Source organism: Streptomyces sp. NPDC001617, assembly GCF_053596855.1.
Genome location: NZ_JBSFHA010000010.1, coordinates 39429 through 56584, shown reverse-complemented (window position 1 = coordinate 56584; position 17156 = coordinate 39429). Strand labels below are relative to the sequence as shown.

The window sequence follows — 17156 nt, the reverse complement described above, 5'->3', positions numbered from 1 at the left end:
CTTCTCCGTAGCGGTGGTTGTCCGTTGCGGGAACCACAGGTTCGGGATTACGGGTTGAGGGCACGCAGGTGATCGCGCAGCCCGATGCCGTACGACGTGGGAGTCCCGTCGTAGGCGGAGATCAGCGAGGGACCGGAGGAGCAGTCCCAGGTGTTCCAGGTCCAGCCGAGGTAGGAGAGCCCCCGGTCGTCGAACCACTTCATGACCTGGTCCACAAAGCCGTGCGAGCAGGTGTTCTCGCCGATCTCCCCTGCCACCAGCGGCACTTGGGCCGCGACCGGGGCGAGCGTCGAGTTCCAGCAGCTCTCGTTCGCGCAGGTGTTGAAGTTGTAGACGTGGTAGGCGGCGACGAGATTGCCCGTCGGATCGCTGGGCTTGTACGTCAGCCACTGACTCAGGTCGTTCGAGTACGCCAGTCCGCCGGCCATGACGACGTTCTTGGCGCCGGTGCCGCGCACCGCGTCCACCAGGTCCTGCATGCCGGCGACCTCGTACCCGATGCCCGGGCAGGTGCCGCCGTCGCGCCAGCACTGCCACGCCTGGGTGGTCGTGGAGGTGGCCCGGTCCGGATACGGCTCGTTGAACAGGTCGAACACCACGCCCTGGTCGCCCTTGAAGGTGTTGGCCACCGAGGACCAGAACGACGGCGTGTACTGCATGTCCGGCATCGGCTTCTGACAGCTCGCGTGGACGTCGGAGCAGCCGGCGGAGTTGCCGGTGTACTGCCCGTAGGTCCAGTGCAGTTCGACGATCGGCGTCATGCCGTGCGCCTCGACCCGGGCCACCAGGTCCTTGACGGCGTTGATGTAGGTGGCGCCGCCGTACGCGGACTGGATGTTGGAAAGCCCCAGCCAGCACTCCTCGTTGAGCGGAATGCGGACCGTGTCGGCCTTCCAGTCGGCGATCGCCTTGATCGCCGCGTCGTCCACCGGACCGTCGAAGATGCCACGGCCCTGCACGCACATGAACTCGCCGCCGGACCGGTTCACCCCGAGCAGCCGGTGCGTAGCGCCCGAGGCGTCCACGAGCTTGTTGCCGGAGACGTGCAGTGCGGGTGCCGTGCCCGTCGCAGGCGGCTCGGTCGGAGTCGGTGACGGCTCCGCATCGGCGTTGCACGTCGTCCCGTTGAGCTTGAACGACGTCGGTACGGCATTGCTCCCGGATCCCGGCCAGGAGGCGAGGAACCCTGCGCTGACGCTCGCACCCGTGGCCAGCGAGCCGTTGTAGCTCTCGTTGGCCGCGGTCACCGTCGTACCGGACTGGGACCATGTGGCGTTCCAGCCCTGGGTGACCTTCTGTCCTCCTCCGAAGTCGAAGCTCAGGCTCCAACTGCTCACGGCCGCCGTGTTGTTGGTGATCCTCACGGCACCCTGGAAGCCCGTGTCCCACTGACTGGTGACCGAGTACTCCACCGTGCAGGCGGGCGTGGCTCCCTGCGCCGTCACGACCGGGACGGTCATGGCCCCGACAAGGCCGACCGCTCCGACGACGGCTAAGAGTACTGAACGCGGGGGGTGTCGCATGAGCGACTCCTTGCAGCTCAGGCGCGTCGTGACGGACGCGTCGACTGATGGAATCGCTCCCACTGGTGTCAACGAAGCTAGCGCCAAGTGACAGCAAAGGACAGGGGAGTCACAGAGTTTCGCCGACTTTCCCTGACTTTCCCTCAACTAAAACCCGTCGAATCTTTTCGACTCTTCAAGCACCTTGACCACCCTCACCCCCGTCCCCACTATGGGAGCGCTCCCACTGGTTCAAGGCTTGTTGCTCCTCCCCCACTTCGCTCGAGCCGCAAGGAGGAACCAGCACCATGCAACCAAGACGCAGACGCCGCCGCACGCGGCGACTGTGGACCGCCGTCGTGGCGGCCCTCGCGCTTCCGCTCACCATGCTCGGCACCGGAACAACTCCCGCCCAGGCGGCGGCACTTCAGTGCAGTGTCGACTACAAGACGAACGACTGGGGCTCCGGCTTCACCGCCGATCTGACGATCACCAACCGCGGTACGGACGCCATCAACGGCTGGACGCTGACGTACGGCTACTCCGGCAGCCAGAAGCTCAGCAACGGCTGGAACGGCACCTGGTCCCAGTCCGGCACGGCGATCACCGTGAAGGACGCCGGCTACAACGGCACGATCGCCGCGGGCGCCGCCGTCTCGACGGGCGCGCAGTTCAGCTACAGCGGCACCAACACCGCCCCCACCAGCTTCGCGATCAACGGCACCACCTGCGCCGGCGCCCACCAGCCGCCGGTCACCGTGCTGACCAGCCCCACGGCCGGCGCGGTCTACACCCAGGGCGACGCGGTCCCGCTCGCCGCGACCGCCGCGGCCGCCGACAACGCGACGATCAGCAAGGTCGAGTTCTACGACGACACGACCCTGCTCGGCACGGACACCAGCGCGCCGTACACGCTGTCCGCTTCCGGGTTGACCGTGGGCAGTCATTCCCTGGTGGCGAAGGCGTACGACAGCCTGGGCGCGTCGGCGGAGTCCACGCCGGTCGGCATCACGGTCGCCTCGGGCCCCGCGGTGGTCGCCTCCCCCACCCAACTGGGCGTCCAGCAGGGCAAGACGGGCACGTACACGGTGAAGCTGTCGACACAGCCTTCGTCGAACGTCACCGTGACGACGGCTCGCGCGAGCGGCAACTCCGGTCTGTCGGTGACGGGCGGAGCCTCGCTCACCTTCACACCCTCCAACTGGAGCACGGCACAGACGGTGACCATCACCGCCGACTCCTCCGGGACCGGTGCGGCCTCCTTCGAATCGACGGCGACGGGCTTCACCAAGGCGGCGGTCACCGTCACCGAGCTGGCGGCCTCGAAGGCGTACGACGCCCGTTTCCTGGATCTCTACGGGAAGATCACCAACCCGGCGAACGGCTACTTCTCACCCGACGGCATCCCCTACCACTCGGTCGAGACGCTGATCGTCGAGGCGCCGGACCAGGGGCATGAGACCACCTCGGAGGCGTACAGCTACCTTCTCTGGCTGCAGGCCATGTACGGCAAGGTCACCGGTGACTGGTCCAAGTTCAACGCCGCGTGGGCCCTCATGGAGAAGTACATGATCCCCACCCACGCCGACCAGCCCACCAACTCCTTCTACAACGCCTCGAAACCGGCCACCTACGCGCCCGAGCTGGACACGCCCGACGAGTACCCGGCGAAGCTCGACACGTCGGTCTCGGTCGGCTCGGACCCGATCGCGGGCGAGCTGAAGAGCACGTACGGCACGGACGACGTCTACGGCATGCACTGGCTGCAGGACGTCGACAACGTCTACGGCTACGGCGACACCCCCGGCGGAACGTGCGAGGGCGGGCCGACGGCCAAGGGACCGTCGTACATCAACACCTTCCAGCGCGGACCCCAGGAGTCGGTGTGGGAGACGGTGCCGCAGCCGACCTGTGACGCCTTCAAGTACGGCGGCACGAACGGGTACTTGGACCTGTTCACCGGCGACTCGTCCTACGCCAGGCAGTGGAAGTACACGGACGCCCCGGACGCCGACGCGCGTGCGGTGCAGGCCGCGTACTGGGCCGACGTGTGGGCCAAGCAGCAGGGCAAGGGCAGTGATGTGTCGGCCACCGTCGGCAAGGCGGCGAAGATGGGCGACTATCTGCGGTACGCCATGTACGACAAGTACTTCAAGAAGATCGGCAACTGCGTCGGGCCGTCCACCTGCCCGGCCGGCACCGGCAAGGACGCCTCGGACTATCTGCTCTCCTGGTACTACGCGTGGGGCGGCGCGAACGACACGAGCGCGGGCTGGGCGTGGCGGATCGGTTCGAGTCATGTGCACGGCGGTTATCAAAACCCGTTGGCCGCCTATGCGTTGAGCTCCTACGCCGACCTCGAACCGAAGTCGGCCACGGGCACCTCCGACTGGTCCAAGTCCCTGCAACGGCAACTGGAGTTCTACCAGTGGCTGCAGTCGTCCGAGGGCGCCATCGCGGGCGGTGCGACCAACAGTTGGCAGGGGCGGTACGCGACTCCCCCGTCGGGTACGTCGACCTTCTACGGCATGTACTACGACTGGGAGCCCGTCTACCACGACCCGCCGTCCAACCAGTGGTTCGGCTTCCAGGCATGGTCGATGGAGCGGGTCGCCGAGTACTACCAGCAGACGGGGAACGCCACCGCGAAGGCGGTCCTCGACAAGTGGGTCAAGTGGGCGCTGTCCAAGACCACGATCAACCCGGACGGCACCTATCTGATCCCGTCGACCCTCCAGTGGTCGGGCCAGCCCGACACCTGGAACGCGTCGAGTCCCGGCGCCAACAGCGGACTTCACGTCACCGTCGCCGACTACACGAACGACGTCGGGGTGGCGGCCGCGTACGCCAAGACCCTGACGTACTACGGCGCCAAGTCCGGTGACGCGACGGCCAAGTCGACGGCGAAGGCGCTCCTCGACGGCATGTGGAACAACTACCAGGACAGCCTGGGCATCGCCGTCCCGGAGACCCGCGCCGACTACAACCGCTTCGACGACAGCGTGTACGTCCCGAGCGGCTTCAGCGGCAAGATGCCGAACGGCGACGCGATCAACTCGTCGTCGACGTTCACCTCTCTGCGGTCCTTCTACAAGAACGACCCGGCCTGGTCGAAGATCGAGAGCTACCTCGCGGGTGGAGCGGCGCCCTCGTTCACGTACCACCGGTTCTGGGCCCAGGCGGACATAGCCCTCGCCATGGGCTCGTACGCGGAGCTCCTCGAATAAGTCCCCGCTAAGGCTCCGCGTACTCGCCGGGCGACCCCCACCCGCACTGGGGGTCGCCCGGCCACTCGCGCACCGTATAGAAAGCGCTTCCCCTCGCCTTCCTTCAGTCCTCGCATCCCCCCATCCCTTCCCCTCCCGGAAAGGACCCCCCGTGCGAAGAACCCGCATCCTCACGGCCGTCCTGGCCCTCGCCGCCGGCCTGCTCGCCGGCACCCCGCCCGCACTGGCGGCCGACCACAGCGCGAAAGTGACGCTCGCCGCCGACACGTACACCTGGAAGAACGCCCGGATCGACGGCGGTGGCTTCGTCCCCGGGATCGTCTTCAACCGCAGCGAGAAGAACCTCGTCTACGCCCGGACCGACATCGGCGGCGCCTACCGCTGGCAGGAGTCGTCGAAGACCTGGACGCCGCTGACGGACTCGGTCGGCTGGGACGACTGGGGGCACACCGGCGTGGTGAGCCTGGCCTCCGACTCCGTCGACCCGAACAAGGTGTACGCGGCTGTAGGGACGTACACCAACAGCTGGGACCCGGGGAACGGCGCCGTGCTCAGGTCGGCCGACCGGGGCGCGAGTTGGCAGAAGACCGACCTGCCCTTCAAGCTCGGCGGCAACATGCCCGGCCGGGGCATGGGCGAGCGGTTGGCCATCGACCCGAACAAGGACAGCGTGCTGTACCTGGGCGCGCCCAGCGGCAAAGGCCTGTGGCGGTCGACGGACTCCGGCGTCACCTGGTCACAGGTGACCGGCTTCCCCGATGTCGGCAACTACCAGCAGGACCCGACCGACACGACCGGGTACGCCAGTGACAACCAGGGCATCGTGTGGGTCACCTTCGACGAGTCGACGGGTACATCGGGCAGCGCGACGAAGACGATCTACGTCGGGGTCGCCGACAAGGACAACGCGGTGTACCGGTCGACGGACGCGGGCGCCACCTGGACGCGCCTCGCCGGGCAGCCGACGGGCTACCTGGCCCACAAAGGCGTGCTGGACGCCAAGAACGGCTATCTCTATCTCGCCTACAGCGACAAGGGGGGACCGTACGACGGCGGAAAGGGCCAGCTGTGGCGGTATGCCACCGCGACCGGCATCTGGACGAACATCAGCCCGGTGGCGGAGGCCGACACCTACTACGGCTTCTCCGGCCTGACCGTCGACCGTCAGCACCCGGGCACGGTGATGGCGACGGCGTACAGCTCCTGGTGGCCGGACACCCAGATCTTCCGTTCCACGGACAGCGGCGGCACATGGACGAAGGCGTGGGACTACACCTCATATCCCAACCGCTCGAACCGCTACACGATGGACGTCTCGTCATCCCCCTGGCTGACCTTCGGCGCGAACCCGTCGCCGCCGGAACAGAGCCCGAAACTGGGCTGGATGACGGAGTCGCTGGAGATCGACCCGTTCCACTCGGACCGGATGATGTACGGGACGGGGGCGACGCTCTACGGCACCGAGGACCTCACCAAGTGGGACAGCGGGGGCCAGTTCACCGTGAAGCCCATGGTGCAGGGCCTGGAGGAGACGGCGGTCAACGACCTGGCGTCCCCGCCGTCCGGAGCCCCGCTGCTCAGCGCTCTGGGCGACATCGGCGGCTTCCGGCACACGGATCTGACCAAGGTCCCGTCGATGATGTTCACTTCACCGACCTTCACGACGACGACCAGCCTGGACTTCGCGGAGACGAACCCCAACACGGTCGTCCGCGTCGGCAACCTCGACTCGGGCCCGCACATCGCCTTCTCGACGGACAACGGCGCCAACTGGTTCGCGGGGACGGACCCTTCGGGGGTGAGCGGCGGCGGGACGGTGGCGTCCTCGTCCGACGGCAGTCGCTTCGTGTGGAGCCCGGCGGGCACGGGCGTGCAGTACACGACGGGATTCGGCTCGTCGTGGTCGGCGTCGAGCGGTATCCCGTCCGGGGCGATCGTGGAGTCGGACCGCGTGGACGCCAAGACCTTCTACGGCTTCAAGTCCGGGAAGTTCTACGTCAGTTCGGACGGCGGCGCGACCTTCACCGCATCCTCGGCGACCGGGCTCCCGAGCGGCGACAGCGTGCGCTTCAAGGCGCTGCCCGGCACGAAGGGTGACGTGTGGCTGGCGGGCGGTGCCTCCGACGGTGCGTACGGCCTGTGGCACTCCACGGACGGCGGGGCGAGCTTCACCAAGCTGTCCAATGTAGATCAGGCGGACACGATCGGCTTCGGCAAGGCGGCGACGGGGGCCTCGTACCAGACCCTCTACACCAGCGCGAAGATCGGCGGAGTCCGCGGCATCTTCCGCTCCACCGACAAGGGCACGAGCTGGACCCGTATCAACGACGATGCGCACCAGTGGGGTTGGACGGGTGGAGCAATCACCGGCGACCCACGGATCTACGGCCGCGTCTACGTCTCGACGAACGGCCGGGGCGTCATCTACGGCGACACGTCCGACAGCGGCGGCGGTGACGGCGGCGGATCCACGGACCCGACACCGCCCTCCACAGGTGCCTGCACGGTCACCTACAAGATCTCCAACCAGTGGTCGGACGGCTTCCAGGCGGACGTCCAGCTCACCAACACCGGCTCAACTCCCTGGTCCGGCTGGTCACTTGGCTGGACCTTCGGCAACGGCCAGAAGATCAGCCAACTCTGGAACGCCGACTACACCCAGTCCGGCGCGACGGTCACGGCAAAGAACCTGAGCTGGAACGCCAACGTGGCCACGGGCTCGTCCGTGAGCTTCGGCTTCACAGGAACCTGGACGGGCTCGAACACGAAACCGACGTCGTTCAAGCTGGGCGACCAGACCTGTACGGCGGTCTGAGCACCGATTCGAGGGCGCGGGCCTTGACGGCACGCGCCCTCTTCGACGACTACGGCGTGTACACCGTCGGCCGCGGTGCCGTGGCCATTCCGTCGCCGATGAAGAAGCTGGGGTGCGGGGGCTGGTTGTAGGCCGTGTTCTGCCAGGCCAGGGCCGTGCGGTACTGGGTGTCGTGGAGGAGGGTGGTGATCCTCGTGCTGGTCTCGTACGGCGTCGAGTAGATCCGTAGGGCCGTGTTGTCCGTCGTCGGCCAGACCACCTCCTCGCGCCAGTCGCCCAGGATGTCGCCGGACAGGGACGGGGTCGCCTTGGTGCTGTTGTTGGAGTGGACGCCCGAGGCGGTCAGGAGGCGGGTGTCGGATGACGTGCCGTATTTGTCCACATGGGTGCCGTCGAGGAGTTCGCGGACCGTGTCGCCGTCCCACCAGTTCAGGAAGTTGATGCTGGAGGGCTTGCGGCTCGCGACGACGGTGCCCTGCGGGTTGCGTACGCCGTCGGCGTGGGAGGACCACGACTCCGCACCCGCGCTGCCCGCCCAGATGTCCCCGGAGACGCCCCGGCCGTTGTCGCCGTTCGCGGCCGTGGACCACAGGATCTGACCGGTCTTCGCGTCCGCCATCCAGGACGCCGGCTTGGAGCCGTCCTCGTCGACCTTGAACTCCTCCAAGCCAGGGCGCGACGGGTCCAGGTCGCCGACGTGCAGGGCGTCGCCGTGGCCGTTCTTGGTGGTCCACAGGCCGCTGCCGTTGTCGTCGACGGCCATCGAGCCGTACACGATCTCGTCCTTGCCGTCCCCGTCGACGTCCGCGACGGACAACTGGTGGTTGCCCTGACCGTCGTACCCCTTGCCGGAGTTGGTCGAGGAGTTGGTGTCGAAGGTCCAGCGGCGGGTGAAGGAGCCGTTCCGCCAGTCCCAGGCGGCGATGACGGTGCGGGTGTAGTAGCCGCGGGCCATGATGAGGGAGGGGCGGGAGCCGTCCAGGTACGCCGTCCCGGCGAGGAAGCGGTCCACTCGGTTGCCGTACGAGTCTCCCCAGGAGGAGACCGTGCCGCGTGCGGGGACGTAGTCCACCGTCTGCATCGCCTTGCCGGTCCGGCCGTTGAACATGGTCAGGTACTCGGGGCCGGAGAGAACGTACCCGCTGGAGTTGCGGTGGTCGGCGGACGAGCTGCCGACCACCGTACCCGTCCCGTCGACCGTACCGTCGGCCGTCTTCATCGCGACCTCGGCCTTGCCGTCACCGTCGTAGTCGTACACCTGGAACTGCGTGTAGTGCGCGCCGGAACGGATGTTGCGGCCCAGGTCGATACGCCACAGGCGGGTGCCGTCGAGCTTGATGCCGTCGACGATCGTGTCGCCGGTGTAGCCGGACTGGGAGTTGTCCTTGGCGTTCGTCGGCTGCCACTTGAGCACGAAGTCGAGCCGGCCGTCGCCGTCCAGGTCGCCGACCGACGCGTCGTTCGCCTCGTAGGTGTAGGCGACCCCGTCGGGGGTCGTCCCGCCCGCCGGCGGGCTGATCGGCACATCCTCGTAGCCGCTGCGGAACTGGATCGCGTGCTCGGAGTCGCCCTGCTCGACGCCGTTCACGAGCGCGCGGACCGTGTAGTCGGCCGAGTTGGGCGCACCCGAGTGGAAGTAGTTCGTGGAGCCGGTGATCGGGGCCGCGTTGACCTTCGTACCGGCCCGGTAGACGTTGAAGGAGACGTTGTCGGGGTCGGTGCCGAGCCAGCGCCAGCTGATCAGGTTGCCGCTGTCGGTGTGGACGCTGACCAGCCCCCGGTCGAGCTGCTCCACCTGCCGGGCGGTGGCGGCCATGGGGGCCCCTCCCGCGCGAGTCAGTTCGAGCGTGGGGGACGTGCCGGTGGTGGTCAGCGTGGTGAGTCCGGCGGCGACCAGGGCGGCGGCCGTGGTCACCGCCGAGAGGAGGGCGCGGCGTCTGCGGTGCTTGTGCGGGTGCTGCACGGGACGAACCTCCAGAGAGGACGGACGGGTTCCGCCCGTCCAGTCGCCGCCACTTGCCACCGCGTTGCCCCGCCTTTACGCCAACTTGACATATCTTTCGGCCAGTTCGGCGACCGTGCGGGCGATCCGGTTCCGGAGTTCGACGGGTTCCAGCACCTCGACGTCCGCGCCGAGCCGCAGGAACTCGCCGTGGGCGCGCTCGACGGACTCGACGGGGACCGTGACCACGGCCCAACCGTCGTCGTCCGTACGGGACTTGACCGCCCGCGGCAGGGTGACACCCGGCGCCAGCCGGACCACCGCCTCGCCGCGGTACAGCCGGTCGTGGAAGTCACGCTGGTAGGCCGTCCAGTACGCGGCCAGGTCGAAGTCGTCCGGGCGGGTGAACTCTGCGTCGGAGGGGGCGAGTTCGAGGATCTGATCGACGCGGTAGGTGCGGGGGCCGGGTCCCGCGACGACGTACCAGCGCCCCGCCTTCAGCACCAGCCCGTACGGCTCCAGTCTGCGCTCCACGTCGGTCGGCTCGGCCCAGCGACGGTACAGGACGTGCAGCACCCGGCCGTTCCACACCGCGTCCGCGACCGCCGGGAGGTACGGCGCCTCCTCCGCGTCCGCGTACCAGCCGGGGGCGTCCAGGTGGACAGCTGGCTGACCAACTGGACCATGGACTTCAGCCGGCCGTCGGCTTCCTGAAGGCGCGGAGGCTGAACTCCGGGTCGGGGCACGGCCGTTCCTGGTCGGGCAGGGCCTCCAGCCGGACGACGAACCGTTCGGTGAGCGGGTCACCGGGCGGCAGCATGGTGAACCAGCCGCGGCGCAGGTCGGCCGCGGTCCGGCGGGGGCTGCGCCCCTGACCGCGGCCCGAGAAGGTGGCCCGCCCCGCCGGATGCAGGCGGTGCGCGGCGGCGTACGACTCCACGAGCGGGGCGGCGTCGGGGGCCGGGCGGCGCGGGCGCGGGGCGAGGACGGCGTCGATGTCGCTGCCGACGTCGTGGGCGGCGGCCTTGTCGACGGTGGTGACGTAGACACCGCCCGGCTTGAGGACCCGGGCGCACTCGGCGACGACGGCGCGGACGTCCTCCGGGTCGTCGAGGAGGTGCAGCAGCCAGACGCTGGTGACGGCGTCGAAGGTCGCGTCGGGGAACGGCAGGGCCCGGCCGTCGGCCAGGGTGATCGCGCCGGGCAGACGGGCGGCGGCCATACGGGCCATGCCGTAGGTCAGGTCGACGCCGGTCACCCGGGTGGCGGGGCGCGGGGCGGCGAGGCGCCGGGTGACGATGCCGGTGCCACAGCCGACGTCCAGGAGGCGTCCGGCGCCGGCCGGGATCAGACCCAGTACGGCGTCGGCGGCGGCCTCGGCCCTCGCTTCGCCGCCGCGTGTCACGTCGTACGCGTCGGCTTCCTTGTCGTAGTCGAGCACGCGCGTCAGTGTGCCCCGTGTCCCTGTGCGAGCTCCTCGACCCTGGTCGCGAGGCCGAAGTCGAGCTCGGTGACCTTGCCGTCGGCGCTGTGCGTGTTCACGGACAGGGTGACGGTGTGGTAACCGAGGGTGAGGTCGCTGTGGTGGCCGAGTTCCTCCTGGACCTGGGCGATGTGCACGACCATGGCGGTCGCCGCGAAGTGCGAGCCGAGCCGGTAGGAACGGGTGAGCCGGTCCTCCTCGACCGACCAGCCCGGCAGCTCGGCCAACCGGTCCTCGATCTCCTTCTGGGACAGCGGTTCCACGGGCATGGCCTCGCTCCTTCCTGAGCTGCGGGTCCTTCTCCAGCCTGCCACAGCCGGGCGACTGCGGTCCTGGTCAGAAGGGTGCCCGGGGGTGGGGCGGGGACACCTGGTGGGACGGAGGGGCTTGGCTGCGGGTGAGCCGAGGCCGCTCCAACGCCCAGGTCATTCCCTGCGTCCCTCGGCTACGGTCGTACGTATGACCACTGCCGCGACCGGAACCGCCGCCTCCGTGACCGCTCCCGCCGACCGGGGCGTGGGCCCGCTGCTGCGGGCCTGGCGGGAGCAACGGCGGGTGAGTCAGCTGGAGTTGGCGTTGCGGGCGGACTCCTCGGCCCGGCACATCAGCTTCATCGAGACGGGCCGTTCACGGCCGAGCGAGGAGATGGTGCTGAGGCTCGCCGAGCACCTGGAGGTGCCGGTGCGGGAGCGCAACTCCCTTCTGCTGGCGGCCGGTTACGCCCCGCACTACCCGGAGACACCGCTGGACGACCCTGCGCTGGACGCCCTGCGGGAGGGCATGGAGCGGCTGATCCAGGGCTACGAGCCCTACCCGGCGTTCGTGGTGGACGCGACGTACAACGTGGTCGCGGCGAACCGCGGCGTGCTGATGCTGCTGGACGGACTCCCGGAGTCGCTCCTCCAACCCCCGCTCAACGCCATGCGGTTGACCCTGCACCCCGAGGGTCTCGCGCCCCGCATCCGCAACCTCCGTGAGTGGCGCGGTCATCTGCTGGCCCAGATGGAACGCCAGATCGCCCTGCACCGCTCCGAGCCGCTGCGGGCGCTGTACGAGGAGGTGGCGGCCTACCCGGTGCAGGAGACCCACCAGGCCCCCGAACCGCCCGACCCCGTCCCCCACTTCGCCCTCCCCATGCGGCTGGAGCACGAGGACCGCATCCTGTCCTTCATCTCGTCCATCTCCACCTTCAACACCCCCATGGACGTGACGGTCGCCGAGCTGGCCATCGAGACCCTGCTCCCGGCGGACCCGGCCACGGTCAAGTACCTCCGGTCGCTGATGCCCTAGGAAGGCGGGCCCCGGACCGGAGTGCGCCGTCCCGGAACCCGCTGCCACCACGATCCCGCGCACCGCGCCCCCGGTCGATGACCCCCGGAGTAATGACCGCCCGAACGGCCCGCGTGGCAAGCGCCTCATCGCCGGCCCGGTGAGACTGACAACGGAACATGACACACTGCTTCGCGCAGACTGATCCACCGGGCAGGCCCTTGGGGAGGGTGGCGTGAGTGAGCGGCGTCCCGCGCCCACCGTGGGCCAAGTGGTGCTGGGCAAGCGCCTGCAGGAGTTGCGGGAGGCGGCCGGGTTCAAGCGTGAGGAGGCCGCGCGTGTGCTGCGGGTGGCCCCGGCGACCGTGCGGCGGATGGAGATGGCCGAGGTCGCCCTGAAGATCCCGTACGTCCAGGTGCTGCTGGAGACCTACGGCGTCGCCGAGGACGAGACGGAGGCCTTCGTCCAGCTGGCCGAGGAGGCGAACCAGCCGGGCTGGTGGCAGCGGTTCCACGATGTGCTGCCGGACTGGTTCAGCCTGTACGTCAGCCTGGAGGGCGCCGCCGGCATCATCCGCTCCTACGAGCCGCACTTCGTGCCCGGCCTGCTCCAGACCGAGGACTACGCGCGTGCCGTGATGGAAGCAGGAACGGTTGGCCAGACCGAACCGGGCGCCATCGAGCGGCATGTCTCCCTGCGTATGGCCCGGCAGAAGCTCCTGGACCGCCCGGACCCGCCCCACCTCTGGGTGATCATGGACGAGACGGTGCTGAAGCGCCCGGTGAGCATCCGCGGCGAGGTCATGCGGGACCAGCTGGACAAGCTCCTGGACTTCGCCGAGCGCGACGGGGTCACCGTGCAGGTCGCCGAGTTCAGCGACGGCCCGCACCCGGGGACGTACGCGCCCTTCACGCTCTTCCGCTTCGGCGAGCCGGAACTGCCCGACATGGTCTTCACCGAGTACCTGACCGGCGCCCTCTACCTCGACTCGCGCACCGAGGTCTCCGCGCACCTGGAGGTCCTCGACCACATGACCGCGCGCGCCGCGTCGGCGCAGCGCACGAAGAAGATCCTGCGGAAGTACCGCGAGGACTTCTGACCCCGCACCTCGCACCCGTCACGCACAGCACCTTTCGCATCCGAGGAGAAGACAGCGCATGACCGGATCCGACGCCGCACCGCAGATCGACACCAGCCGGCCGCACTCCGCCCGGGTCTACGACTGGTGGCTGGGCGGCAAGGACAACTACCCGGTGGACGAGGAGCTGGCCCGCCGGATCCTGGCCGCCGACGGCACGGTCGTGCGCGGGGCGCGCGCCAACCGCCGGTTCATGCACCGGGCCGTCCGCGCCGCCGCCGAGGCCTGCATCCGCCAGTTCCTGGACATCGGCACCGGCATCCCCACCGAGCCCAACCTCCACCAGGTGGCACAGCAGGCGGCCCCGGAGTCCAGGGTGGTGTACGCGGACAACGACCCGATCGTGCTGCGGCACGCGGAGGCGCTGCTGAAGAGCACCCCCGAGGGCAGCACGGACTACATTCACGCCGACGTCCGCGACCCCGACACCATCCTGCGCCTGGCCGGCGAGTCCCTGGACTTCTCGCAGCCGATCGCGCTGTCCCTCGTCGCGCTCACCCACTACCTGGGCGACGAGGAGGACGACGTGTACGGCCTGCTCAAGCGCTACGTCGACGAACTCGCCCCGGGCAGCTGCCTGATCCTTTCCCAGGTCACCCCGGATCTCGCCCCCGAGGGCGTGGCCAAGGCCAAGGAGCTCTTCGCCCGCAGCGGGACGCCGTTCCACCCGCGCACGCTCCCGGAGTTCTACCGCTTCTTCGAGGGCCTGGAACTGCTCGGCCCCGGCGTGATCCCGGTCTACGGCTGGCGCCCCGAGCCGGTGGACGTCGAGGCCCAGGCCGAGGGCGTCGTCCCGGTGTACGCGGGAGTCGCCCGCAAGGTCTGACGCATCGCCCGTACACCCGTACGGGCGCTTGAGCAGGTGCGGTCCCCTGCTCACCCCTAGCGTCGAAGCACAGGGTGAGCAAGGGAGCGACGCACGTGACGGACACGCGGATACCGCCCACCGAACCGGGAGCGGCACTGCCGCGCGCCGGCAGGTTCTTCCGTACCGGTACACCGGCCCCCGACCTGCACAGGACGAGATCGAGGCGATGTACCGGCTGCCGGCGATCGCCAGGTAACGATCCGTCGTCCGAAGCGAAGGAGGTCTGATGCCCTCGGACGCAGTGCTGTACCAGGCGGCGGCGCTCTGCCTGACGTACCCCGACGACGACTTCCGCGCACGACTCCCGCTCCTGCGTGAAGCCGCCCCGCAGCTACGGGAGTTCGTGGACCACGCGGCCGTGACCCCACCCCAGGAACTGGCCGCGCACTACGTCCAGGTCTTCGACTTCGAGAACCGCCACAGCCTCCACCTCGGCAAGTGGCAGGACGGCGACACCCGGCGGCGCGGTATGTCGCCGGCCCGCTTCAAGGAGGTCTACCGCGCCGCCGGGCTGGAGTTCACCGGCGAGGAGCTGCCCGACTTCCTGCCCGCGGTCCTGGAGTTCGCGGCCCGCACCGGCGACACGGACCTCCTCACGGAAAACCGGGCCGGCCTGGAGCAACTCCGGTCCCGGCTCACCGACTTCGGCACCCCGTACGCGTCCGTGCTGGACGCCGTGTGCGCGACCCTGCCGGCTGAACGATGTCCTGGACCGACGAGGTCGGGGTGAGCGAGCACACGTACCACCTCTTCTCGCTCCACGGCGGTACGGAGGCGGGTGTGCCGGCGGTCGCGGGCATCCTGCTCCTGGTCCACCGCCGCCGCACGCACGCCCCCGTGTTCCGGGCGACACGGTGAACGACCGTGAGTGGTCCCGTCACCCGCCTGGTCCACATGTTCAGCGCCGGTCCGGCGGGGTCTAGGCGGCACCGCCCTTCGCATCCCGCTCGTCGTCGACGATCTCCGCGTCGACCACTCCCTCCTCGTCCTGCGGTGAGGTGTGCTGTTCGGCGCCGGTGCCACTGTCCGTCGGGGTCTGGTCGGCCTGTGCGTACATCGCCTGGCCCATCTTCTGGCTGACGGTGGCCAATTTCTCGACGCCGGTGCGGAGTTCGTTCGTCTCGGCGTTCCGCTCCAGCAACCCCTTCAGTTCCGTGGCCGCCTCCTGCACCTCGGACTTGGTGTCGGCCGGGATCCGATCCTCGTTGTCCCGGATGAACTTCTCGGTCTGGTAGACGAGTTGCTCGGCCTGGTTACGGGTCTCGGCGGCCTCCCGCCGCTTGTGGTCCTCCTCGGCGTACTGCTCGGCCTCCCGCATCATGCGGTCGATGTCGTCCTTGGGAAGGGCGGAGCCACCCGTCACCGTCATCTTCTGCTCGCGGCCGGTCGCCAGGTCCTTCGCGGACACGTGCATGATCCCGTTCGCATCGATGTCGAAGGCCACCTCGATCTGCGGCACTCCACGCGGGGCAGGCGGCAGCCCGGTCAGGTCGAAGACGCCCAACTTCTTGTTGTACGCGGCGATCTCACGCTCACCCTGATAAACCTGGATGCCGACCGAGGGCTGGTTGTCCGTGGCCGTCGTGAAGATCTCCGAACGTCGGGTCGGGATCGTGGTGTTGCGCTCGATGAGCTTGGTCATGATGCCGCCCTTGGTCTCGATGCCGAGGGACAGCGGGGTGACGTCGAGGAGCAGCACGTCCTTGACGTCGCCGCGGATGACACCCGCCTGGAGCGCCGCGCCGAGGGCCACGACCTCGTCCGGGTTGACGCCCTTGTGCGGATCCTTGCCGGTGAGCTCCTTGACCAGGTCGGTGACGGCCGGCATCCGGGTCGAGCCGCCGACGAGGATGACGTGGTCGACCGCCGAGAGCTTGATGCCCGCGTCCTTGACCGCCTGGTGGAAGGGGGTCTTGCAACGGTCGAGGAGATCCGCGGTGAGCTCCTGGAACTGGGCGCGGGACATCTTCTCGTCGAGGTGCAGCGGCCCCTCGGCGGAGGCGGTGATGTAGGGAAGGTTGATCGTCGTCTCCGACGAGCTCGACAGCTCGATCTTGGCCTTCTCGGCACCCTCGCGCAGCCGCTGCAGCGCCATCTTGTCCTTGCCGAGGTCGATGCCGTACTGCCCCTGGAACTTCTTCACCAGGAACTCGACGATCCGCTGGTCCCAGTCGTCGCCGCCGAGATGCGTGTCGCCGTTGGTCGCCTTGACCTCGATGACGCCGTCGCCGATCTCGAGGAGCGACACGTCGAAGGTGCCACCGCCGAGGTCGAAGACCAGCACGGTCTGCTCCTCGCCCCGGTCCAGGCCGTACGCGAGCGCCGCGGCGGTCGGCTCGTTGATGATCCGCAGAACCTTCAGCCCCGCGATCTCGCCGGCCTCCTTGGTCGCCTGCCGCTGGGAGTCGTCGAAATAGGCCGGTACGGTGATCACCGCGTCCGTGACGTCCTCGCCCAGGTAGGCCTCGGCGTCCCGCTTGAGCTTCTGCAGTACCCGGGCGGACAGCTCCTGCGCCCGGTAGCGGGTCCCGTCGATGGAGCCCTGTTCCGGGAAGCGCCAGGCGGCGTCCCCCATGTACCGCTTCACCGAGCGGGCCGTCCGCTCCACGTTGGTCACGGCCTGCCGCTTGGCGACCTCGCCGACCAGCACCTCCCCGTTCTTGGCGAAGGCCACGACCGACGGTGTGGTCCTGGCCCCCTCCGCATTGGCGACGACAGTGGCTTCGCCGCCCTCCAGCACGGCCACCACCGAGTTCGTGGTCCCGAGATCGATCCCGACCGCACGTGCCATCTCCGTCCCCTTCCGCCAGGGCACTTCTCAGTCTCCAGCACAAAACTTGAGTGCGCTGTTGTCAATGCCATGTACCCGGAAACGCGGGTGCCGCGCACCCGAGCGCGGTGGCGCGGCACCC

Annotated in this window: 11 protein-coding genes and 2 pseudogenes; 7 read left to right on the top strand and 6 right to left on the bottom strand. The window is 68.9% G+C overall.

What is annotated here, in order from left to right; genetic code table 11:
• Nucleotides 1-47 precede the first annotated feature (47 nt).
• Nucleotides 48-1523: a cellulose binding domain-containing protein gene (locus ACWC09_RS10615; protein WP_450850169.1), complete on the bottom strand. Its 1476-nt coding sequence runs from the start codon at nt 1521-1523 to the stop codon at nt 48-50.
• 287 nt (nt 1524-1810) lie between these two features.
• On the opposite strand from ACWC09_RS10615, the gene ACWC09_RS10610 reads away from it, so the two are divergent.
• Both ACWC09_RS10610 and ACWC09_RS10605 read left to right on the top strand, forming a co-directional pair.
• Nucleotides 1811-4729, top strand: a complete 2919-nt coding sequence (locus ACWC09_RS10610) for a glycoside hydrolase family 48 protein (RefSeq protein ID WP_450850168.1) — start codon at nt 1811-1813, stop codon at nt 4727-4729.
• A gap of 151 nt (nt 4730-4880) precedes the next feature.
• Nucleotides 4881-7544: a cellulose binding domain-containing protein gene (locus ACWC09_RS10605; protein ID WP_450850167.1), complete on the top strand. Its 2664-nt coding sequence runs from the start codon at nt 4881-4883 to the stop codon at nt 7542-7544.
• Between the two features lie 49 nt (nt 7545-7593).
• On the opposite strand, the gene ACWC09_RS10600 is transcribed toward ACWC09_RS10605, so the two are convergent.
• From ACWC09_RS10600 to ACWC09_RS10585, 4 genes and pseudogenes are all read right to left on the bottom strand, one after another.
• The gene (locus tag ACWC09_RS10600; protein ID WP_450850166.1) at nt 7594-9507 is read right to left on the bottom strand and encodes a rhamnogalacturonan lyase; all 1914 of its coding nucleotides are present in this window, start codon (nt 9505-9507) and stop codon (nt 7594-7596) included.
• A 75-nt stretch (nt 9508-9582) separates the two neighbouring features.
• A pseudogene (locus tag ACWC09_RS10595) lies at nt 9583-10146 on the bottom strand (helix-turn-helix transcriptional regulator); the annotation flags it as partial.
• A gap of 31 nt (nt 10147-10177) precedes the next feature.
• Nucleotides 10178-10927, bottom strand: a complete 750-nt coding sequence (locus tag ACWC09_RS10590) for a class I SAM-dependent methyltransferase (RefSeq protein WP_450850165.1) — start codon at nt 10925-10927, stop codon at nt 10178-10180.
• 5 nt (nt 10928-10932) lie between these two features.
• Nucleotides 10933-11238: a 4a-hydroxytetrahydrobiopterin dehydratase gene (locus ACWC09_RS10585; protein WP_450850164.1), complete on the bottom strand. Its 306-nt coding sequence runs from the start codon at nt 11236-11238 to the stop codon at nt 10933-10935.
• A 190-nt stretch (nt 11239-11428) separates the two neighbouring features.
• Between ACWC09_RS10585 and ACWC09_RS10580 the strand changes: the two genes are divergently transcribed.
• From ACWC09_RS10580 to ACWC09_RS10560, 5 genes and pseudogenes are all read left to right on the top strand, one after another.
• Complete coding sequence (locus ACWC09_RS10580) at nt 11429-12259, top strand: helix-turn-helix domain-containing protein (protein WP_450850163.1); 831 nt, start codon at nt 11429-11431, stop codon at nt 12257-12259.
• Nucleotides 12260-12473: 214 nt separating this feature from the next.
• Nucleotides 12474-13337, top strand: coding sequence for a helix-turn-helix domain-containing protein (locus ACWC09_RS10575; protein ID WP_450850162.1), 864 nt, complete (start codon nt 12474-12476; stop codon nt 13335-13337).
• 58 nt (nt 13338-13395) lie between these two features.
• On the top strand, nt 13396-14202 hold the full coding sequence (locus ACWC09_RS10570; protein WP_450850161.1) for an SAM-dependent methyltransferase: 807 nt from the start codon (nt 13396-13398) through the stop codon (nt 14200-14202).
• Between the two features lie 268 nt (nt 14203-14470).
• Complete coding sequence (narJ, locus tag ACWC09_RS10565; RefSeq protein WP_450850160.1) at nt 14471-14974, top strand: nitrate reductase molybdenum cofactor assembly chaperone; 504 nt, start codon at nt 14471-14473, stop codon at nt 14972-14974.
• A pseudogene (locus ACWC09_RS10560) lies at nt 14950-15096 on the top strand (respiratory nitrate reductase subunit gamma); the annotation flags it as partial. The gene narJ and the pseudogene ACWC09_RS10560, both read left to right, overlap by 25 nt.
• A 67-nt stretch (nt 15097-15163) precedes the next feature.
• Here the strand turns inward: ACWC09_RS10560 and dnaK are convergent.
• Entirely contained in the window at nt 15164-17035 is a 1872-nt protein-coding gene (gene dnaK, locus ACWC09_RS10555) for a molecular chaperone DnaK (protein ID WP_450850159.1), read from the bottom strand.
• Nucleotides 17036-17156: the final 121 nt, after the last annotated feature.

What these genes read in the sequence shown, in the direction of transcription:
- ACWC09_RS10615 (WP_450850169.1), bottom strand. Translation starts at nt 1,523, where the DNA reads ATGCGACACCCCCCGCGTTCAGTACTCTTAGCCGTCGTCGGAGCGGTC.
- ACWC09_RS10610 (WP_450850168.1), top strand. Translation starts at nt 1,811, where the DNA reads ATGCAACCAAGACGCAGACGCCGCCGCACGCGGCGACTGTGGACCGCC.
- ACWC09_RS10585 (WP_450850164.1), bottom strand. Translation starts at nt 11,238, where the DNA reads ATGCCCGTGGAACCGCTGTCCCAGAAGGAGATCGAGGACCGGTTGGCC.
- ACWC09_RS10580 (WP_450850163.1), top strand. Translation starts at nt 11,429, where the DNA reads ATGACCACTGCCGCGACCGGAACCGCCGCCTCCGTGACCGCTCCCGCC.
- ACWC09_RS10570 (WP_450850161.1), top strand. Translation starts at nt 13,396, where the DNA reads ATGACCGGATCCGACGCCGCACCGCAGATCGACACCAGCCGGCCGCAC.
- narJ (WP_450850160.1), top strand. Translation starts at nt 14,471, where the DNA reads ATGCCCTCGGACGCAGTGCTGTACCAGGCGGCGGCGCTCTGCCTGACG.
- dnaK (WP_450850159.1), bottom strand. Translation starts at nt 17,035, where the DNA reads ATGGCACGTGCGGTCGGGATCGATCTCGGGACCACGAACTCGGTGGTG.